Here is an 18,470-nt window from a genome sequence, read left to right on the forward strand (position 1 = left end):
ACCCCTCCTCGCGGAGACGCCCTTGCCGTCGGCTAGTACTTTGGTATCGCTGCCAAAAGGCAGTGATTGGATTCTACGTACAGGGGACTTGCACCCCATAAGTTCACGCCCATGCCGGGCGTACACCAGGACTATGGGGATCTGGTTGACATCGACGGTGGCATTGTAGCTGCCCGATATTCTCCGCCCGTCAAGGAGAATGAGAGTATGGCCAGACCCCATACCACGTATGGAGACCTCATTACTTCTTCCAGCGCCCGTAGAGAAGGTTACTCCTGCTGCTTGGTGTAAAACATCTGAGATGTTTTCCGCACCAAGACGAGAGATTTCTTTTTTATCGATGATATCCACAGTTCCCGGTGCGGTTTCCACGTCCTGATCAATCATCGTCGAGGTGATGACAATTGATTTCAGATCCACCTGTTCTTCCGCTGCTCCTTGTGATGGAAAAAGCAAGCCTGCCAAGGTTATACTTGAAGCAACTGTGAATACAATTTTTGAAAAAGGGTACTTTTTGATTGGTGATGACACCTGTTGTTCTACTGTTTGCATAGTAATTCCTGGTTTCAATTATCTAACGAGCCTTGGAAAAACAGCAACTGGCATGGCCCCCGTCCCTGAACACAGCCATCGTTATGCCTGTGTAAAATATAACGAGAGAGCACCTTCCCGCTATGCGGGCATGGCAAGAAGGTTTCGCCTCTAGTCCCGCGGATCAGGGCACCATGTAGTGTGCTGTATGAGCTTTTTTTTCAAAAAAAAGCCCGAAAAAATAATCAATATCGGTCTGAAAGTCGGTCGGGTACAAATCTGGATACAGTACATGGACCAACCACTTTGCACCCAGAAGTCTGAGGAAAGACGGGGGTTGATCAATCCAGCTGAAAGGGAAATCCGGAATGAGAAACACTTTTTGTTTTTGTACAGCCTTCAGTTGCCTCCAGCGCGGGTCTTTAAAAATAGAGGCGTAGAAATGGCGATCTTGGACCAGGATAACATCCGGTGTGTAGAGCAACACCTGCTCGTGCGAAATTCGCTCCTTATTGCGCAGGTTGAATGAACTCTGCGTATGTACGTTGATGGCTCCGGCCAGGCGAATAGCCTCCGAATGCACGGAATTTTCTGTCACGGTCAAGAGACCGTCGGTTCCCTCGGCAAGATAGACACGGACCCGTTGGGCATCTGGAATACGGTCACGCAGTTTTTTAAGGGTATCGAGTTCCTTTGTGAAATAATCTGCCAAAGTGGCTCCACGTTGGGCTCGGTTGAGCAGGTTGCCCATAAAACGATACGTGGCAGGGTAATGTTCCAGAGTGCTTAAATTCAGCGCCATGAGCGGAAAGCCCATTTGAACCAGTTTTTCCTCATGTTTGTTTGGGGTGTTGTGTGCAGGCCAATGAAGAAACAGGTCCGGCGCAACCGAGAGAATGTTCTCATAATTGACGAGGTTTCGCGCGCCTCCAAAACTGCCGACAACCGGTTTCTTCAGCGTTGCCTCGGTAAAAAACGACCGCATGGCCTGGTTTGGTCTGCTATTGAGCCCTGCGAGCAAGGCTGGATCAAGGGTATAGACAAGGTAGGTGACTACGGAAGAGGAGCAGATAACACGGTTGATCACTTCAGGCACTTCAACCTGCTTGCCGTACATATCCGTTCTCAGTTCAGCATGGGAAAGAGAGCTTAGCAAGCCAGCGACCGCGGCAATCAGTAGAAAAACACTCGCCCTCACTTAATCTCTCCGTGGAAAAAGAGTTCCATAATATCAATGGTTTTTAGAGGAAGTTTCTCACTGGTGGCCACAGTGTTGAGATTCGCCTTACAGTAGGGGCAGCTGGTCACTAAAACCTGCGCCCCAACGTCCAGCGCCAAGTGAATACGCTGTTTGGCATTGATTGCACTGGAATCTGTAGTAACGCTCCCCCCTCCTGAGCCGCAGCAACGTCTCTTGGCTGCGGAATTTTTCATTTCCTTTAAATCTATCCCCTCTGCAGCCCTTAAGACTGCTCGTGGTGCAGTGAAGCCAGCTGCCTGGTGCGCGAGAAAACAGGGGTCATGATAGCTGATGATGGTTGAGTCAAGAATAGGCCGGGGAAGTTTTTTCTTTTGTGCCAAATCTGCGAGGTATTCGGAATGATGCAAAATGGTAAAGGAAGATGAAAGGCCGGGATAGCTCTCCTTGAGCGTTATATAGCAATGGGGACAGGGAACAATGATTGTGCCCGGTGGCAGCATGCCCAGGTAGCCCATATTTTTCTCTCTGGCGCACTGAAAAAGCTCATTGTTGCCTAAAAGGCGCTCAGTTCCGGCGCAGCACATTGGCGGCGAAAGTCTGAAATACGAGATGTCCAGCTGTGTAAGCACCCCCTCCAGGATGCTGACCGCGGATTTGGCTTCAGAGATGGATGCATCGCATCCTGGCCATATATAAACCGTTGTGTTTACGTCTTTAGGGAGTGGTTGTTGCTTTTGTTCAATGCTGCGCGCGGTGAAGCGGGCAACAATCGCAGCGGGGGCCTCATTATTTGCCAGAAGGAAACGACGGAGTGAACTGATATAGGCCAGATGCTCCCCCTCCATAGGACATTGCTCCTCACAGAGACGACAGCCACTACAGGACCAGACAGCTGTGAGAATATCCTGGGGAGGACGCGTAATTGCCGTCCAGCATGCGCTGTTTGCCTGCAGTTTTGCCCAGTCGAGGAGTCGTTTGACAGAAAATGTATGATCTGCAATAAAAATGGGGCATCGTTTTCTGCATCGGCCGCATTGCATACAGGCGTCAATCTCCATGAGCGAGCGTTGGGGCAGATCTCTTGATGTCGAGGCAGAAGACGAGGTTTTCAGGGGGGCTTGAGTGCGTGTATCCAGTGGCAGCACGAAAAGAAGACGCAAAGGCAGCGCCCATATATGACTTAATTTGCACCAGGGGAGCACGGCTAAAAAGAGAAAGGAGCAGATAGCGTGCAGGTACCAGAGGACTGTGCTGCAAGTATGAATATGCTCGACAGGGACGGGTGCAACAAGCAATGGAGCCGCAAACACAACACCAACGACCGAAAAATAAGGAAGGGAGGAGGAGGTGGCAATCCTGGTGGCTTCAAGCCAGAAACCAGACAGGAGCAGAAAGGCCATGCCAGCCAACAAAATAAGATCCATTGCTTTGTTTTCAAAACGGCCAGCCTTGGCGACATAGCGTTTATAGGCAGCCATGGCAACCCCGGTGAGCATGATCATGCCCGCAATGTCCAGCAGTAAATCCACAGCCTGAAGAGAGAAACCATGCATGGCATGAGCAAGCCCGTGATGTCCCAGAGCGCTGATGCCGGCGCCGATAAAAAGGAGAACAAATCCCCCCAGAAGAAAGCGGTGCATTCGCTTGAAATAGGGGCCGGTGCGGATTGACGATAAGGAAAGGATGGAGAGTATTCCCGCAAGAGAGGGGCAAGTCCAGTGGAGGGTGCCGGTTTTTGGCAGGAAAAAAAGCCAGGAAACGCAAACCAGGACGACGCCTACATGGATAAGGGCACTTTTGTTCATTCCGCTGTGCAATACGCGTTGGGGAGCAGAGGCTTCTTTAGGGAATCTTGAATAATTGCTTTTTCTGCCAATCCCGGCGTCATGCTTAAAATTTTATCCTCGGAGGTAAGCGAAGACTCCGATATCACACATATGCCTGCGGTAAAATTTTGCGCAATCCTCGAAGTCTGCGCTTATCTGGCCTTGATTGAAAAATCTAATTATTCAAGACACCCTTTACTTGTTGTGGCTGGTACCGGGGAAGTTTTTCAGGCAGGAAAATCCGCCTGACAGCCACCTTCGAAAACGACAATCAAAGCAGGTTTTGCTTCCATTAAAATAGGCCTCATCCTCCACATCCTCTTGGTACTCGTGGCAATGGGTAGCCAGGTTCGCGGCTGCTTCAAGATCAGCCTCAGTCTCCACTGATCCCAGGAAAATCGTCCCCAATGCTGTTTTTTGAAGCTGGTGCATCTTAATAGTTCATGAAAATTTTCCGCTCACACGCCTTCCACGGGGCATCACTGGAAGGACGCTCAGGTCTTGCATTGGGCTCCACCAAAAGAACCGATTGATTGTCAAGCAAGACTGTTTTGACCCACTCGCCGACGAAGACAGGCTCTGCTACACCAAGATGGTGTCCTTCAAGCGTCTGTACACGGTCGATTCCGGCTGCATGAATTTGTGTAACAGTCGTTATTCCATGGGAAGAGGGAATGGTGCATTTTCCACAGAAGCGTCCATCGTTACCGGAAAGACGAAGGCCGGTACCCGCCAAAGCCCCAATGATACCTTGGCCGTTGCCGCCATGCTCCGAGAGGTGGAGGCCTAAATCTTCTGCAAGCTGATACGCCTCTTCCTTAGTCATCACCCGCTGTTTTGTAGCTTTTCCATAGCCTATCAAGACCTCGTGATCCTGAAGCTCTTCCGGGCAGACTATGCACAGCCCAGGATCCGATCCTGCGGCAGAGCAGGCTTTCAATATCTCACTGCAGAAGGCTATCAGCTCTGAGCGGGGAACGTGGACACTTGCCGGAAAGCACATGGAGCTATTATGGGAGGTATAGGGGACTTCCGGTGCAAGAAGAAGCTGGTGCCGAGTAATGGCACCACAGCGCCCCCAACCTCTCTGGTCAATTCTTTTTGCAATATGCTGTGCAAGTTGACCGGTTGCCCCCTCCTCAATAGAGTCGGTGTCATCAATGGCAATGAGTAAATCCATACCCCTTTCCTTGTCATAGGATCGCCGTTTACGTTCATCCTTTATCTTAGGGAAAGAGGCAGGCTAGGCACGAGAAACAGCAACTCATTGAAAATTTGATATAAATGGTTATGCAAAACGCGCGTTATTCTATTTTAGGAAGAACGAATTGTCAACTCCTAACTCGTGACATTATCGCTCCCCAAAAAAATCAGGTATGGCCCCTCCTGTAGAGGGGCCATACCTGATTTTCCCCGTTGTGAGGGGTGAATAACAGTATAATCCTCAAGTGAGGATATTGGTCAAAGAGTGTGGCTGCGAATTTTTCCGCCACACTCTTTGCCTATGCGGGTAATAGTCTTAGTGGAAAGCCTGGCCTAACTGATTACTTAACGTTAAAAGTCAGGCTGGCTCCATGATAGACCTGTTGTGCTTTACCCATCAGGTCTTTCATCTCCCCGTCAGGAGTGACATCGTCCTTATGTGATACACTGACCTGCCATTGCCCGGCACTTTGCACGCGAAAACAAGCTTTGCCGTTTTTAACGGTAGACGCCAGGTAAAAACCGTCACTCTGACCAAAGCTGTTGCTTACAGCCTTAATGTGTTCACTACTTTTTGCCGTCGACTGCAACGGTTCCCCATAAAAAATCACGTCGACTTCCACCAGGTCTCCAACATGCACATCGCTCAGATCAGTGCGGGGGATTATCTCCATGCCATGCCCTAGAGGCTTTGGTTGCTGCCATGCCCCGACGGTAAGGTAGGATTTGGCAAAGGCCTGGTATTTTACCGCCATCAACACTTTGTCGATATCCTGTATCTGATCCATGGGTTTCATCTTCAGGCGTTTGTTCCCTTTTTTGTCTATATATTGAACATAAAAGGTAGGTTTTGAGACTGCAGCGAACTGGTAAACACCCTTCTCAGCTTCCTTTTTCAAGGCTATTTTCTGGGTAGCCAGATCCGCGTCAAACAGATCAAAATCAGCAGTGGACTGGCTTGGCGCGTTTACCTCAACCGGGGTTTTCCGCAACGCAGTTTTTTGCAAGGATGGGGTGAACAGGTCAAAGGATTCGACCTCGATACGTGCGTTAACCGAATTGAGCACGTCATCCATTGGTAACGCATGCCCCCAGCCAAGGGAAACCATGGTATTATGCGCCCCATGGCCATGGGATTCAAAGGAATTTATCCAGAACGAATGTGCTGAGGCCTGAGAGGCAAACAGCAGCAGTAAAAAACTCATCAACACTATTGGTTTTCTCATAATCAAAGCTCCTTAAAGTAAGGTGTTATTAAATGAATAGAAAAATACTTGAAAAAGAGTATTACGACTAACGCTGGAGTTTAATTTTTTGACGCCTGCGTATCAATTTCCAAGGAGATTGTCTTTATATTGAACGTCTTCTTAAAATCGATAGGTTAGCTGAATCCCCACCTCCCGAGGATCGCTATATATAGTATAATGACCGTTATAATACCCCACCGAGTCATACTCCCTGTCAAAGATATTTTTCCCGTAAAGATACAGATCAAAGTCGTCCCACTCATAGCCGATCTTCAGGTTCACCAGTTCATAAGGATCCCTTGAATATTTATTGGCCTTATCAAAATACATCTTACCGTAACCAAGCAGGTCCGCCCGGGCATACATACCGCTGCTATGCCGGTATTGGGCACCCAGACTAAAAGTATAATCCGGTGCGTACAGATTGTGATTGCCCTCATAATCTCCAAGCCGATCCTTATATTTGTCAAAGGTGATGTCGCAGTAGCCGAACCCGGCTGTCAGCGTCAGTCCTTTCGCAACCCGGGCGTTTATCTCCAGCTCCGCACCAATTGCCGTTGCCTCAGCGGCATTGGTGACATATGCCTCCGAGGGATCAACCGATTCCTCTACCTGCATATCATTGATATCCATGTAATAGACAGCGCCGTTGACAACGAGTCGGCGGTCAAAGAAAGTGCTCTTCACCCCCAGCTCATAGGACCATAAGGTTTCTTCGTCATAACTGGCATACCGTTCGTCACTGGCAAGTTGATTAAAACCGCCGGATCGGTACCCTTTCGCAATACTGAAATACGACATAATCTCCGGAGTCATATGATATTCCAGAGCGACTTTTGGGGAAATATCGCTCCAGGAATCATCTCTGCTGGTATGCATTACGTGGTCTTCATACTCCATATTCTGCTCTTCAAAACGCAACCCGCCGACCAGGTTTATCTGTGGGCTTAGAAAATAGCTGGCCTGCCCGAAAACAGCATAGGAATCTCCATTGATCTCACGATCGGTTTGAACAGCCGCTGTCAAGGCGGACTGAATGGTTCGCTCAATAGAGTTATCATCATAGTAGAGCCCGGCGATCCATTTGAGCTTTCCGGTATTCCCGTTAAGACGAAGCTCCTGGGAAATCATGTGATTTTCACTGTCCGAAAACTTTTCCATCATTTCCGTGGTGGTAAAATCCCAATCATTGGAGGTTTTTTGGGTGAACGTCTTCCTGGCGGTGATGGAGGTCAGAGAATATGAATCATTGATGTCATACACTGCTTTCAGCGCCTGCAGGTCACTGTCCGTATCACGATACAGGGCAACATTCGTCCCCATTTTTCTGTCTTCCGGTGCTGCTAGGTCTAACGAGGCGGCACCTTCCGGGGTTAAATTCATTCTGACACCGCCATCCTCGTGGGAAAGTCTTGAGACGATCAAGGATATGTCCAGATTCTCCAGGGGAGTCCAGCGCAACTTGCCCCTGCCGAACCAATGTTCCCTGTCATCCAGGGTGCCACCGGTCGTAGAATCTTTGACATAGCCGTCTTTTTGCCCATACTCCCCTGCTATGCTGAAAAAAAGATTATCCTCCAGCAAAGGGCCGCTCAGACTCAGCACCCCTTTTCTCCTGTTATCCTCTCCAAGTTCCGTGGAAATTCTTCCTCGAAAGGTATTATCCGGTTGCCGTGTAATAATGTTAATGGCGCCCGCCTCGGTATTTTTCCCGTACAAAGTCCCCTGCGGACCACGCAAGACTTCGATACGTTCAATATCAACAAAGCCCTCTTCGTAACCTGCGGTGGACAAGGTCGGAACGCCATCGACAAAGAGCCCCACCGCCGTTGCATTTTCTGAATTAGCTGAGGCTGAAATCCCGCGCATGGTTGGCTGGCTGGTCATCTCCATGCCGAATTTGTATATCATGAGATTGGGGATATAATCGGCCAACTCCGCTACAGATTCAATTTTTATATCCTCAATGGCCTGATCATCGAGTGCCGTTACCCCCATTGACACATTCTGGATATCCTCTTCCTGTTTCTGGGCAGTGACCGTCATTGTTTCCAAGGTAGTCTTATCCTGCTCCCCAGCCATTCCTGACGTTGCAGTACAGCAACTCATCAGAAGCCCTCCAGCAACCCAAAGGCGCAAACACTTCATACTCCCCCCTATTAATCAGAAAGCAACCATTTGATATTCATACAAAAACAAGATAATAAGGGGAAAAAATAAAAGCTAACGCTGGCGGACAATTAATGAACGCCAGCGTTCAGAATGGGAAAATTCTTAGAACTTTAGGGTGTCTTGAATAATTAGATTTTTCAATCAAGGCCAGATAAGCGCAGACTTCGAGGATTGCGCAAAATTTTACCGCAGGTATATGGGTGATATTCCGAGGATAAAATTTTAAGCATGACGAGGTAAGCGCCAGACTCCGCGGGATTGGCAGAAAAAGCAATTATTCAAGATTCCCTTTACCCTTATGCCTGGATAGACTTCCGCAGTTCGCTCGGCGCAATGCCGAACATCAGCTTGAAGGCCTTGGCAAAATAACTCAAATTGGTATAGCCAACGAGTAAGGCAGCCTCAGTCACATTCACCTCTCCATCCTGCAGCAGGTGCATAGCCATCTGCAGACGTCGATTGCGCAGATATTCGAACGGGGACAGCCCAAACGTCTGTCGAAAGCAACGGAACAGCTTGGTTCTGCTCAGCCCGACCGACTTGGCAATTTTTATGATGTCCGGTGGATTATTCAGGTCCCGGATCAGCATATGCGCTGCATGGTGAGCACGGTCTGCATCCGACGATTTGACGGGACAACCATGGCAGCACCCACCACGGGGGCAGAGTTGTTCCAGCATATGTGCGATCAACTCCATAGTTTTACCTTCCAGGTAGATTTGCCGTGTCGTTCCGCAATAAGGGCAATGGAGCAATTGATGCAAAACCGATTTTATGAGCGGAGTTGTGCTCTGGGCAATGCGGGTGGAGGAGCTTTTTTCCAGACTTTTGAGGAGAGGGCAAAAGCGATCTTCATCTCCATTCATCAGTTGGAATAACTGTTCGCTCTTTAAAAGAACAACCACCCTGAACATCCGTCCGCCATCGGCTGTTTCCTGGCAGTCGATTTCTTTTGGAAAAGAAAAGAAACCACTCTCCCCCGCCTTTACGGCAAAGGGCCGGTCAAAACAGGCTGGATGGTAATCAAACCGGCCATGAAGACAAAAGCTAAAGCCAACGGAGTACTCTTTGAGAGAGCTTTGACAAAGGGTAGCCTGCTGGAATTGCCAGTCCGCCTGCAGCAGTTGGATACCGGAGGGAAAAGAAATGATGTCAATGCCTCCCTGCCCGAATGATGGAGGGATATCGACCCTGAATTGATGAGGAATTGCCGTCGGACGGGGAGGAACTTCAAGACTGACTGTTTTCATGCCATAGCGAGGATGATCAGTGATTGCAGAGAATTAAAGCTATTTCTTCTAATACGGCTGGCCTTTTACTTATACGGATCTAATCAAATTAGAACGGTCTAAAATTTAACAAATTTTCAGCCCTTCCGTCAATCTTTTATTCTCGTACTGCAACCAGGAACTACGGGAGATACAAAACAGATTTTGTAGGTTGGATCAGGCAATGACTCCGGTGAACATTGTATAGGTTATGGACCCAGCATATCCTTCCAGGCGGAAAATATAGTCGTCCGAATCGGGATCTGAGAGCGACTGGTACTGTTTCCACATCCCGGGAGAGATCTCGCCTTCCGCCTTCCCCCAGAATATATCCAACATGCTGGCCATTTTGGGGAGTTCTTCTTGGGAAAACGGGCCCTGTAAATCGGCAACAAAACTCTTTGCCTCCACCTGTTCGAGACCAACGTTATTCAACCAGAGAGGAGCCCGCATTATATTGAACTCAGGGGATATTTTTGCATTCACCGGAAGGTAATGACAGGCAAAGGTCGCGGAAAGTACTGACTCAAGGAGGGGATGACCAGGAAGAAATTTGCGGTTGGTTGAATAGATGAGGGCTATCTTGCCACCTGGCTTTGTAATCCGTTTCAGTTCACCAAGAATTTGATATGGCTCCGAAGCAAGATAGCCCATGGCAGGATCGCCTACCCATAAACCATTGCAGCACCATACAAAATCAAACGTATTGTCAGCAAAGACAAGGTCGGTCATATCCCCCTGTTCCAAAGAGATACTTCCTCTGACCGGGCTATCGTTCAACAGTTTCTTTGCATATGCAAGATGCTCCTCCGAGATATCAACGCCGGTAACATGAGCCTCTTCATTTTCTTCCAGCATCCAGCAGGCATGCTTCCCTATGCCACAGGGAATATCCAGGATTTCACATCCAGGAAACAGCCCAAGGTGATGAATGGCTTGGCGGATAGCTTCTTGGGCGAAACCATTGAAGATTTCCAAACGATGGATGTATTCTTCCGGGAGAAGTTTTTCCGGCCGAAATTCTTCATTTTTATTCGACATATTTTTTCTGTGCGTACCGAGGCCTGCTGCGCTCGACAGGGACAATCGAGACAATACCGTCGGCTCTTTGAATAGAGGCTCTTACGCCGTACACTGTCTCCATATTGTTCGGGGTAAAAGCATGCGCGGGGCTACCTTGAACACGCACCCGCCCCTCATACAGCATGACAATCCGGTCTGCATATCTTGCGGCCAAGTTGAGGTCATGAAGGATCATAATTACCGAAATCCGCCGGGTACGGGCAAGGTGACGAATGGTATCCATGGTATCCATTTGGTGAGCAATATCCAGGGCCGATGTCGGTTCATCCAGCAGGAGTGCCTGCGGCTCCTGGGCAAGCGCCCTGGCAATGAATACCCTTTGCTGCTGCCCGCCGGACAGGCGATTGACGCTCTGCAGCGCGTGTTCCTCCAAGTCCATCTGTTCCAGAATGCGGGCAACCACCCAGGTATCTTTTCTGGTGCTACGCCATGAGCTGTGCGGCCTCCTCCCCATGAGCACGGTTTCAAAAACCGTGGTGGAAAAGCACAAAGTCGCCGCCTGGGACATATAGCCGATGCGGATTGCCAGCTCTCTGGGAGGCAGGCGTTCGGAATCAACATCGTCAAAAAGTATCCTGCCAGACTGTTTTTTCAAAAGAGAGGCAATGCATTTTATCAGGGTGCTTTTACCGCTACCATTCGGCCCGACAATACAGACAATTTCCCCGTGGGCAACCTGAAAACTGACCTCCCGGAGCACCTGCTCGGCCGCGTAAGAGAAAGAGAGCGCATCAACTGTGATGTTCATTGCAACATCTCATTTCTATAGACGATGAGATAAACAAATAAGGGCACACCAAGAAAGGCTGTAACCGTTCCCACCGGTAAAATGATCGGTGCCATCACGGTCCTGGCAAAGGTATCGGAGATGACCAGCAGTATGGCTCCTAACAGGGCGGAGGAAGGGATGAGAATGGCATTGTCATTACCGATAAGAAACCGGACCATATGCGGGGCAATCAGGCCGATAAAACCTATTGTTCCGGTAAAGCTTACAATGCCTGCAACCATGATCGTCGAAACAATCAGGGAGAGAATACGGATACGTCCGACATGGATCCCCAGGCTTTGCGCGGTTTCGTCTCCGGCATTGACCAGATTCAGATTTCCAGCCTGCCAACAGAGATACAAGGTGGCTGAAACAACAAGGGGGGCTATAATTCTGATCGCATCCCATCCCGCTTTTCCGAGATCACCGATGGTCCAAAAAACGGCGGCCTTAACAGCGTCGGAGTCACCGAAATATTGGAGGATAGTGGTCATTGCATGGAAAAAAAACAGGAGCGCAATCCCGACCAGGACCATGGTCTGGGGAGCACTCCCCTTTCTGCCTGAAATCATCAAAATAACCCCTACAGACACAAGGGAGAAGATAAAGGCATTGCCGATAACAAGATAAGGTCCGCTCAGGACTCCGACTCCTGCAATAATGGCCAGGGATGCGCCAAATCCTGCAGCGGCCGATATGCCACAGATATATGGATCAGCAAGCGGATTACGCAGCACCACCTGCATGACCGCTCCCGAGGCCCCTAAGGCCATGCCGGTTAAAATTCCCATTACTATGCGGGGAAGGCGGAACTCCCGTAGAATGAGGCCGGAGTTGTTTTCCATAGCCGATGACTGCCCGGTGACCATCTGCCATAAAGCCTGTCGGATTTCCAGCAGGGAAATATCGGCAGAGCCGACTGCAAGACTGCAGAGAACAGCGAGCAACAGCAGAGGAAGCAGCAGCATGCACAGCAACCATTTTCCTTTCCTGTATTGCCGGTAGGCTGTTACCAGAAGTTCCGTATTATGACCAAGGGGGTGAGATGCAGGCATGTTCCTCTTCTGTTCATCGGGGATAGAAAAAGCGTCGTACCGTGAACCACGGAAAATCTATTTGAAGTAACCGGGTCAGGTATTCCTGAAGCAGAGCCAGGGAAGCCAGGTCCGAAAAAGTTCTTATCCGGGCTAAAATTTCACATTTAAGCCGACAATCGCGTTCAATCCTGCGATGGGACTGAGCATTTCATTGCCGGGATTCCCACTGCCGCTGCCGACAGCGCTTTCATCGAGAAGGTTATTCGCCGCGACATACAACTCAAACCGCCCGATCGTTTGAGCATATCTGGCATTCAACACCCAGAAGGCACCATCTGTGTTGGTGTTGGCATAGTTAAAATACCGCTTGCCCGTGTACACGGGATTAATTGAAATATCCCCAAACATTTCATTGAAATAGCCAATTTTAACAGAGAAGATAATATCCGGAACGCCGGTCATGGTGTTGCCTGAATAATCCACCCCCTGGCTGACAAATTCATCAAATTCGGAATCCTGGTAGGTAAAACTGGTTGAGGAATAAAAACCATGGGGCAGCTTGGCATTAACGCCCAACTCCACCCCCTTTGAGCTGGTTTCCCCGGCGTTTTCGTATTGCGCATCCGCGTCCGCACTTTCTCTGACAAACTTATCGCTCACCTCCTGCCAGAAAAGGGCTATATTGTAATCCAGCCAACCCGAAATATTCCCGCGCAGGCCGACTTCATAGGACCGGAGTTTTTCCGGATCCAGCTCCCCATTGGTCCACCACTGGGACACCCTGACGGGGCTCGTAATGCCGCTATTGAACCCCGCAAACAAATTGACCTCATCGCAGAGTTGATAGGTAAGACCGACTTTGGGGCTAAAATCACCTTTGGCCTGTGTCCATGCATTGCTGCTTGCGGTGTGGGCAGTTTGCTCCAGATCAAAATAATCGTAACGGATTCCGACGGTAACCGTGAAGGCCTCGCTGACTCGCAGCTCATCCTGCAGATACCCGGCATAGCTGATGTCTTCCCGTGTGAACGACGTATTGATTGCGCCCACATCATAAAAACTGGTCGCCGTATATTTTTTTGCATCCAATTCGTGATAACGATACTCTCCGCCAAGAACCAACGTATTCACCATGTTCCCTATGTCATGGTTGAAGGTCATGTTCACTTCCGGATGTGCCTGCCAGGTTTCCCTATCAATGTAGCTTCCGTTCCAATATGTCTGAAAATTTGACGCATGGAGCTCCATTTTGCCCATCAATTCATGAGCCCCCAGTTGCTGCCTGTACACGAGGGCGCCCAAATTGTCTTCGGTTTCGTAGTACCTGTCGGCCCCGGTCGCATTTTGGGTGGGATCCTTATCAAAAGCCTCCCTGGTCAACCCTGTGGCGTAAATACCTTCTGAATCCTTGTAGGAGCCATGGAAGGTCAACTGAGCCTCATTATTCAAGGTGTAGTCCACCTTGCCGTATATATTGTTGCCATCGTAATAGCCTTCATCCTGATACGAATCTTCGCGTACAGCGGAGACATCTAGGTAGTACGACCAATCCCCCCTTGAACCATTGAGCACACTGTAACCGTTTCCGCCACCGAGGCTGGTGAAAGCTAAACCGGCGCTGGCTTCCAGCGGCTCCCTTGCTGTACGGGTAATGACATTGATCACCCCACCCGAAGCATTGTCCCCGTATTCGGCTGACGGTGTTTTGGTTATTTCAATGCGTTCAATATCATGTATAGCTAAGCGACCGGCTCGTATGTATCCGTTTCCACCGTTAAACTCCACACCGTTTATCATTATCTTCGCCCGCCAATGCGAAACTTCACTGCCCCTGGTACTGATTCCAACATCACCATTTCCGCCGCCATTACCGTTCGCTGGAAAATAGACTCCCGGTATATTCATCTCCTGCAGTACGGTTAGCGCATTATAATGGCCTGGATATTTTTCCAGCTCTTCACGGGACATGACGGTGATATTGGTAGGAATTTTATCCACCTCTGTGGACATCTTGGTAGCTGTAACGACCATGTCGCCGATGCGTGCACTTGATTTCTCCGTTTCTGCCTCTTCAGCCCACGCCGGCAAAGCGGGACAGAACAACATAATTGCCACGACATGGGTAAGATTGAAGATTGCAGACAGGCTGCACCGTTTTTTTTCCCAACTGTCCTCCTGCATATATAACCTCCTGGTTTTAGATGTCGTAACAACGACTCTTTTTTGTACTCCGCACCTGGATCCCCTGATCATTTCCTACAATTTTTCAGTATTATCAAAACATTGAAAGACAGGCAAAACGGCCCGGTTCATTGCGGATAGACAAAAACGCCCTGTCTGGAAAGATTGAGGTCTGAGTGCAGAAAACGCGTCAGATATTCCTGGTGTAAGGACTGTGGATCCAGGTCGGGAAACAGTGCAGGATGAAACCATTTTGCCAGATAAGCCAGGTAAAGAGGCAGCCCGGGGGAAAACATGAGCCGGGGATACATCATATACACGTTGTCTTTTCTGACGGCCTCGCTTGAAGCAAAGACGGGAAGAGCCATGATCGCTTCCCGATGGGATGCAATTTTTGTAGAGTCCTCAACGGCTGCCCCATAGGCGCCGGGAAGTCTTCCCTGGCAGATAATAATGTCGATTTGCTGCTGCATCAGCCACTCCGGATCCACAACTGCGCCGTTCATTCCCTTGCCCTTGAGGTCGGCAGCAACGTTTATCCCGCCCAAAATATGATTAGTCGCGGACATGCCCGGGAATTTGTCGGATAAGGTTGGAAAACTTCCCTTTTGGCCGAAACTCCAATTCAAGAAAAAACGTTTTCGTTTCTCTTGGGGCAGACCGGATGTCCTGGCTGTAATGCTCCTGACTATGTTGTCATACCAATCAAGATATTCTTTTACTTCCGGCTCAGCGTCGAGAACCTCCGCTAACAGTTCAAAATTACTTTTCACCGTCTCGGGAAGAAACATATCCAGGGCGACAACCTTGATACGGGACTTGATCCTATTGTTCATCTCTTCAAAACCGGTTGGGTCAATTTTGATGGTGAATAAAAGATCAACATCCAGAGCCAATAACTTTTCGTAATTCACGTTGTAGGGGCCTGGCGTGTCCGTTGCGAAGATCGGTATATTTTCTATGCCCGGATACAATTTTTTATCCGGATACATGTCGTATCCTCGCCCAACCACCTTGTCCCAGACGCCGATAATCATGAAAGCTTCATCAAGGCAAGACCCGCTCAAGGCAATCCGCTTGACCGGTCGGTCGATGGTAACCGTTCTGCCCATGGCGTCCGTGATAGTCACCGGGTAGTGTTGAGCGAAAGCAGATGCACAGTAGCCTCCTGAAAACAGGAGGATGGCGAGAAAAACAAACGACAGGGCTCTCAATGACATAATGACGCACCTGGAAGAAAGTTGACGATATCGGATGTTGCGTCCTTTCCCCTCTGTAAAGTTGAGAAACAACTGTGCCTGACGACAGACACAATGTCTCTATGACAAAGGACGTAAAAGAACAAGCGACTGGTAACGTTCTGGAGATACAAACACAGCCAGCATATGTTGCGCTAGCTGTAGCGTTTTTATCATTAGCGCTATCGTTTTTTTGCTATGAAATACTGTTTACCGAGGAGTAAATGCAGAGATCAAGAAGGGGAAAATATTTGAGGGTATTTACTGGGAGGGACACCGAAATGCTTTGTAAAGGCTTTGGTAAAATGGCTGAGACTTGAGTAGCCCACGGTATAGGCCGCCTGGGTGACATTGATTTCTCCATCTCTGAGTAGACGCTCGGCCATTTCCATCCGCTTTTGCTGGAGGTATCCAAAGGGAGAGGTACCGAACACCTCGTGAAAACAAAGGTAGAGTTTACTACGGCACATACCGGCATGCCCCGACAGTTCAGCTATATTGGGCGGATGCTCCAAATCAAAGCACAACAGGTTTGCCGCATGCCGGACGCGTTCTATTTCGTCTGAGGAGAGTTTCTTTTTATGCTTTGGGTGTTGTCTTTGAGTATTCATCTGGGCAATTTTATGGGCGATCAACTCCAGTACCTTTCCTTCAATATACAGTTGCCTCGCCAATCCCTGGTAGGTACAGTTGAACACCTGATGAAGAACAGCGTGCATCGACGGTGTAATTGTATCAACGGCACGGCACGGGACCTGCCTGTTGTCGGTGAGTACTGCCGGCAGTTGTCCGGGATCCTTTCCGGAAAATTTAAGCAGGTTATCTTGGCTGATATAGATATTTACCCGGATAAGTCGCTCAGAATGTATGTTTGTGCTATACGTTTCAAGCTCCGGAAAATTGAAAAAGCCGCTTTGTCCTTTTTGTATGATAAAAGCATCAGTAAAACATGGGAGCTGTGCTTCAATACATCCGGAAAGACAGAATCCAAAACCATAGCACGATTTCGAATTATCTATTTTAACGTTTGTCGGTTCATAGAGTGCAAAATCCGATACGACCACCTGGATACCGGAGTTACAATAGATCGTCTTGATCGATCCCTGCCCAATAGATTGACAGATAGGGAGTGTCTGATTTCCTGTGCTGTTGAGTGCATCTTTCGAAAAAAACGCTGTCTGGTTCATAATGAGTCTTCCTTAAAACGAAAAAATCCTTAGCCGGCCTCACCAGGCTCCGACTAAGGATTTCCGTTTTTAAATCCTGAAACACGCCGGTCTTTCTTATCCGCGAGAAATCACCTCATTTGTTTCGGCAGGTCTTCTGACTTCCGGATCATCCGCCTACCGTCCCTTCCCACCCGTACAACTCTCTGGGTAGTGGTTTTTACGGTTTGCGTCCCCGGTTACAGCGGCGGGCCCGTTCCCGATTTTCACGGGATTCCCTTTTAAGCGCTTCATAAAAACAACAAATGCCATGCCAACAAGGTTGTGTGCATCCAGAAAATTGACAAGACACCGGCACCGATACAATTTTTCAACAGCATAAGTAAATTAGACAGGCATAAAAATCAAGGAGAATACGGAAGTTTTAAAAAGTAACAGAACGAATCAGAAACGATACGTAAGAGACATCCCAATTTCCCTGGGTTGTGAGTAATAACTGTACACCCCATAGTAATGCCCTTCTATATCATACTCCCGATCAAACAAATTTTTTGCATAAAGGTAGATATCAAAATTTTCCGCTTCGTAGCCTATCTTGGCATTGACCACCTCATACGCGGGTCTTTTATATTCATTGTCGGTGTCCAGGTACATGTCCCCGTATCCGCTTATATCCGCACTTGCGTAGTACCCTTGATCGGCACGGTACTGCACCCCAAAATTATAATTATACTCTGGTGAAAAGGTTGTTTTTTTGCCGCTGTAGTCAGTGAATCCATTGTTGTATTCATCAAATTCCGTATTGTTATACGAAAAACCGGCAAAAAGGTTGAGCCCCCGGGCTACCTGATATCTCAGAGAGGCTTCCACTCCCATAGAGGTCGCCTCGGCAGCATTCGTTTTGTATGTAGTTGAAGCGTCAAGATACACATCCACCTGCATATCGGTGATATCCATATAATACAGAGAGGTGTCCCAGATTAATTTACCATCAAACGAAACCCCCTTAACTCCTATCTCATAAGAATACAGGGTTTCCGGATCATAGGTTTGGCTGTATTCATCTGACTTCCAATTATTGAAACCACCGGAACGGTATCCTTTGGATATGGTGGCATACGTATTGATATTGTCAAACAAGGCATAGGTTATGCCCACTTTTGGTGAGACCTCGTTTTCAGTGCTGTCAATAGACAGGTTATTACCAGCGTCACGGTATTCCAGCTCTACCTTGTCATACCTCAGCCCAGCCAAGACTGAAAAACGATCAGTGATCGCATAGTTCAAATGAGAAAAAATCCCTATAGAATCACAGCCTATATCCGGATGTGCTTTCGTTGTATTTGTGGCTTTGACTTTATCTTTTACAATCTGGGTATCATTTGATTCCAAAAAAATTCCTGTAACAGCCATTCCCGGAGCCCCACTCTAATGGCACAAGAAGCGGCTTTGTAGTGTGTAAATCGCCTCAAATTCATGACGGGCATGCGGCAACAGAAGCAATCGGATAATTTCAGGGATTATTGACGAAAAAGCGTATTTTTTAGG

General features: G+C 48.5%; 15 protein-coding genes and 1 riboswitch. All 15 genes read right to left on the reverse strand.

Annotation, left to right across the window (positions count from 1 at the left end; translation table 11 throughout):
- A partial coding sequence (locus tag JWJ90_RS20890; RefSeq protein WP_205229160.1) for a TonB-dependent receptor plug domain-containing protein occupies positions 1 to 552 on the reverse strand: 552 nt, incomplete at its 3' end.
- 163 nt (positions 553 to 715) lie between these two features.
- Positions 716 to 1,729: an ABC transporter substrate-binding protein gene (locus tag JWJ90_RS20895; RefSeq protein ID WP_205229161.1), complete on the reverse strand. Its 1,014-nt coding sequence runs from the start codon at positions 1,727 to 1,729 to the stop codon at positions 716 to 718.
- Positions 1,726 to 3,537, reverse strand: a complete 1,812-nt coding sequence (locus tag JWJ90_RS20900) for a heterodisulfide reductase-related iron-sulfur binding cluster (protein ID WP_205229162.1) — start codon at positions 3,535 to 3,537, stop codon at positions 1,726 to 1,728. The genes JWJ90_RS20895 and JWJ90_RS20900 overlap by 4 nt, the downstream gene beginning before the upstream one ends.
- A 216-nt stretch (positions 3,538 to 3,753) precedes the next feature.
- Positions 3,754 to 3,990 carry a hypothetical protein gene (locus JWJ90_RS20905; protein WP_205229163.1) on the reverse strand — a complete coding sequence of 79 codons (237 nt, stop codon included), beginning with the start codon at positions 3,988 to 3,990 and terminating at the stop codon, positions 3,754 to 3,756.
- A 1-nt stretch (position 3,991) separates the two neighbouring features.
- Positions 3,992 to 4,738 carry a hypothetical protein gene (locus JWJ90_RS20910; RefSeq protein WP_205229164.1) on the reverse strand — a complete coding sequence of 249 codons (747 nt, stop codon included), beginning with the start codon at positions 4,736 to 4,738 and terminating at the stop codon, positions 3,992 to 3,994.
- A 364-nt stretch (positions 4,739 to 5,102) separates the two neighbouring features.
- Positions 5,103 to 5,987, reverse strand: a complete 885-nt coding sequence (locus tag JWJ90_RS20915; protein ID WP_205229165.1) for a DUF4198 domain-containing protein — start codon at positions 5,985 to 5,987, stop codon at positions 5,103 to 5,105.
- 141 nt (positions 5,988 to 6,128) lie between these two features.
- The gene (locus JWJ90_RS20920; protein WP_205229166.1) at positions 6,129 to 8,117 is read right to left on the reverse strand and encodes a TonB-dependent receptor; all 1,989 of its coding nucleotides are present in this window, start codon (positions 8,115 to 8,117) and stop codon (positions 6,129 to 6,131) included.
- A gap of 359 nt (positions 8,118 to 8,476) precedes the next feature.
- Positions 8,477 to 9,430, reverse strand: coding sequence for an AraC family transcriptional regulator (locus tag JWJ90_RS20925; RefSeq protein ID WP_205229167.1), 954 nt, complete (start codon positions 9,428 to 9,430; stop codon positions 8,477 to 8,479).
- Between the two features lie 195 nt (positions 9,431 to 9,625).
- Positions 9,626 to 10,489: a class I SAM-dependent methyltransferase gene (locus JWJ90_RS20930; RefSeq protein ID WP_205229168.1), complete on the reverse strand. Its 864-nt coding sequence runs from the start codon at positions 10,487 to 10,489 to the stop codon at positions 9,626 to 9,628.
- On the reverse strand, positions 10,479 to 11,279 hold the full coding sequence (locus JWJ90_RS20935) for an ABC transporter ATP-binding protein (RefSeq protein WP_205229169.1): 801 nt from the start codon (positions 11,277 to 11,279) through the stop codon (positions 10,479 to 10,481). Before JWJ90_RS20935 ends, JWJ90_RS20930 begins: the two co-directional genes overlap by 11 nt.
- Positions 11,276 to 12,355 carry a FecCD family ABC transporter permease gene (locus tag JWJ90_RS20940; protein WP_205229170.1) on the reverse strand — a complete coding sequence of 360 codons (1,080 nt, stop codon included), beginning with the start codon at positions 12,353 to 12,355 and terminating at the stop codon, positions 11,276 to 11,278. Before JWJ90_RS20940 ends, JWJ90_RS20935 begins: the two co-directional genes overlap by 4 nt.
- Positions 12,356 to 12,487: 132 nt before the next feature.
- Complete coding sequence (locus JWJ90_RS20945) at positions 12,488 to 14,518, reverse strand: TonB-dependent receptor family protein (protein WP_205229171.1); 2,031 nt, start codon at positions 14,516 to 14,518, stop codon at positions 12,488 to 12,490.
- A 128-nt stretch (positions 14,519 to 14,646) separates the two neighbouring features.
- Positions 14,647 to 15,738 carry an ABC transporter substrate-binding protein gene (locus JWJ90_RS20950; RefSeq protein ID WP_205229172.1) on the reverse strand — a complete coding sequence of 364 codons (1,092 nt, stop codon included), beginning with the start codon at positions 15,736 to 15,738 and terminating at the stop codon, positions 14,647 to 14,649.
- Positions 15,739 to 15,989: 251 nt separating this feature from the next.
- Complete coding sequence (locus JWJ90_RS20955; protein WP_205229173.1) at positions 15,990 to 16,943, reverse strand: helix-turn-helix transcriptional regulator; 954 nt, start codon at positions 16,941 to 16,943, stop codon at positions 15,990 to 15,992.
- 109 nt (positions 16,944 to 17,052) lie between these two features.
- A riboswitch (cobalamin riboswitch) is annotated at positions 17,053 to 17,255 on the reverse strand.
- A gap of 111 nt (positions 17,256 to 17,366) precedes the next feature.
- Positions 17,367 to 18,335, reverse strand: coding sequence for a TonB-dependent receptor (locus tag JWJ90_RS20960; RefSeq protein WP_205229174.1), 969 nt, complete (start codon positions 18,333 to 18,335; stop codon positions 17,367 to 17,369).
- Between the last annotated feature and the right edge of the window lie 135 nt (positions 18,336 to 18,470).

The organism is Desulfobulbus rhabdoformis (assembly GCF_016919065.1).
Lineage (GTDB): Bacteria > Desulfobacterota > Desulfobulbia > Desulfobulbales > Desulfobulbaceae > Desulfobulbus > Desulfobulbus rhabdoformis.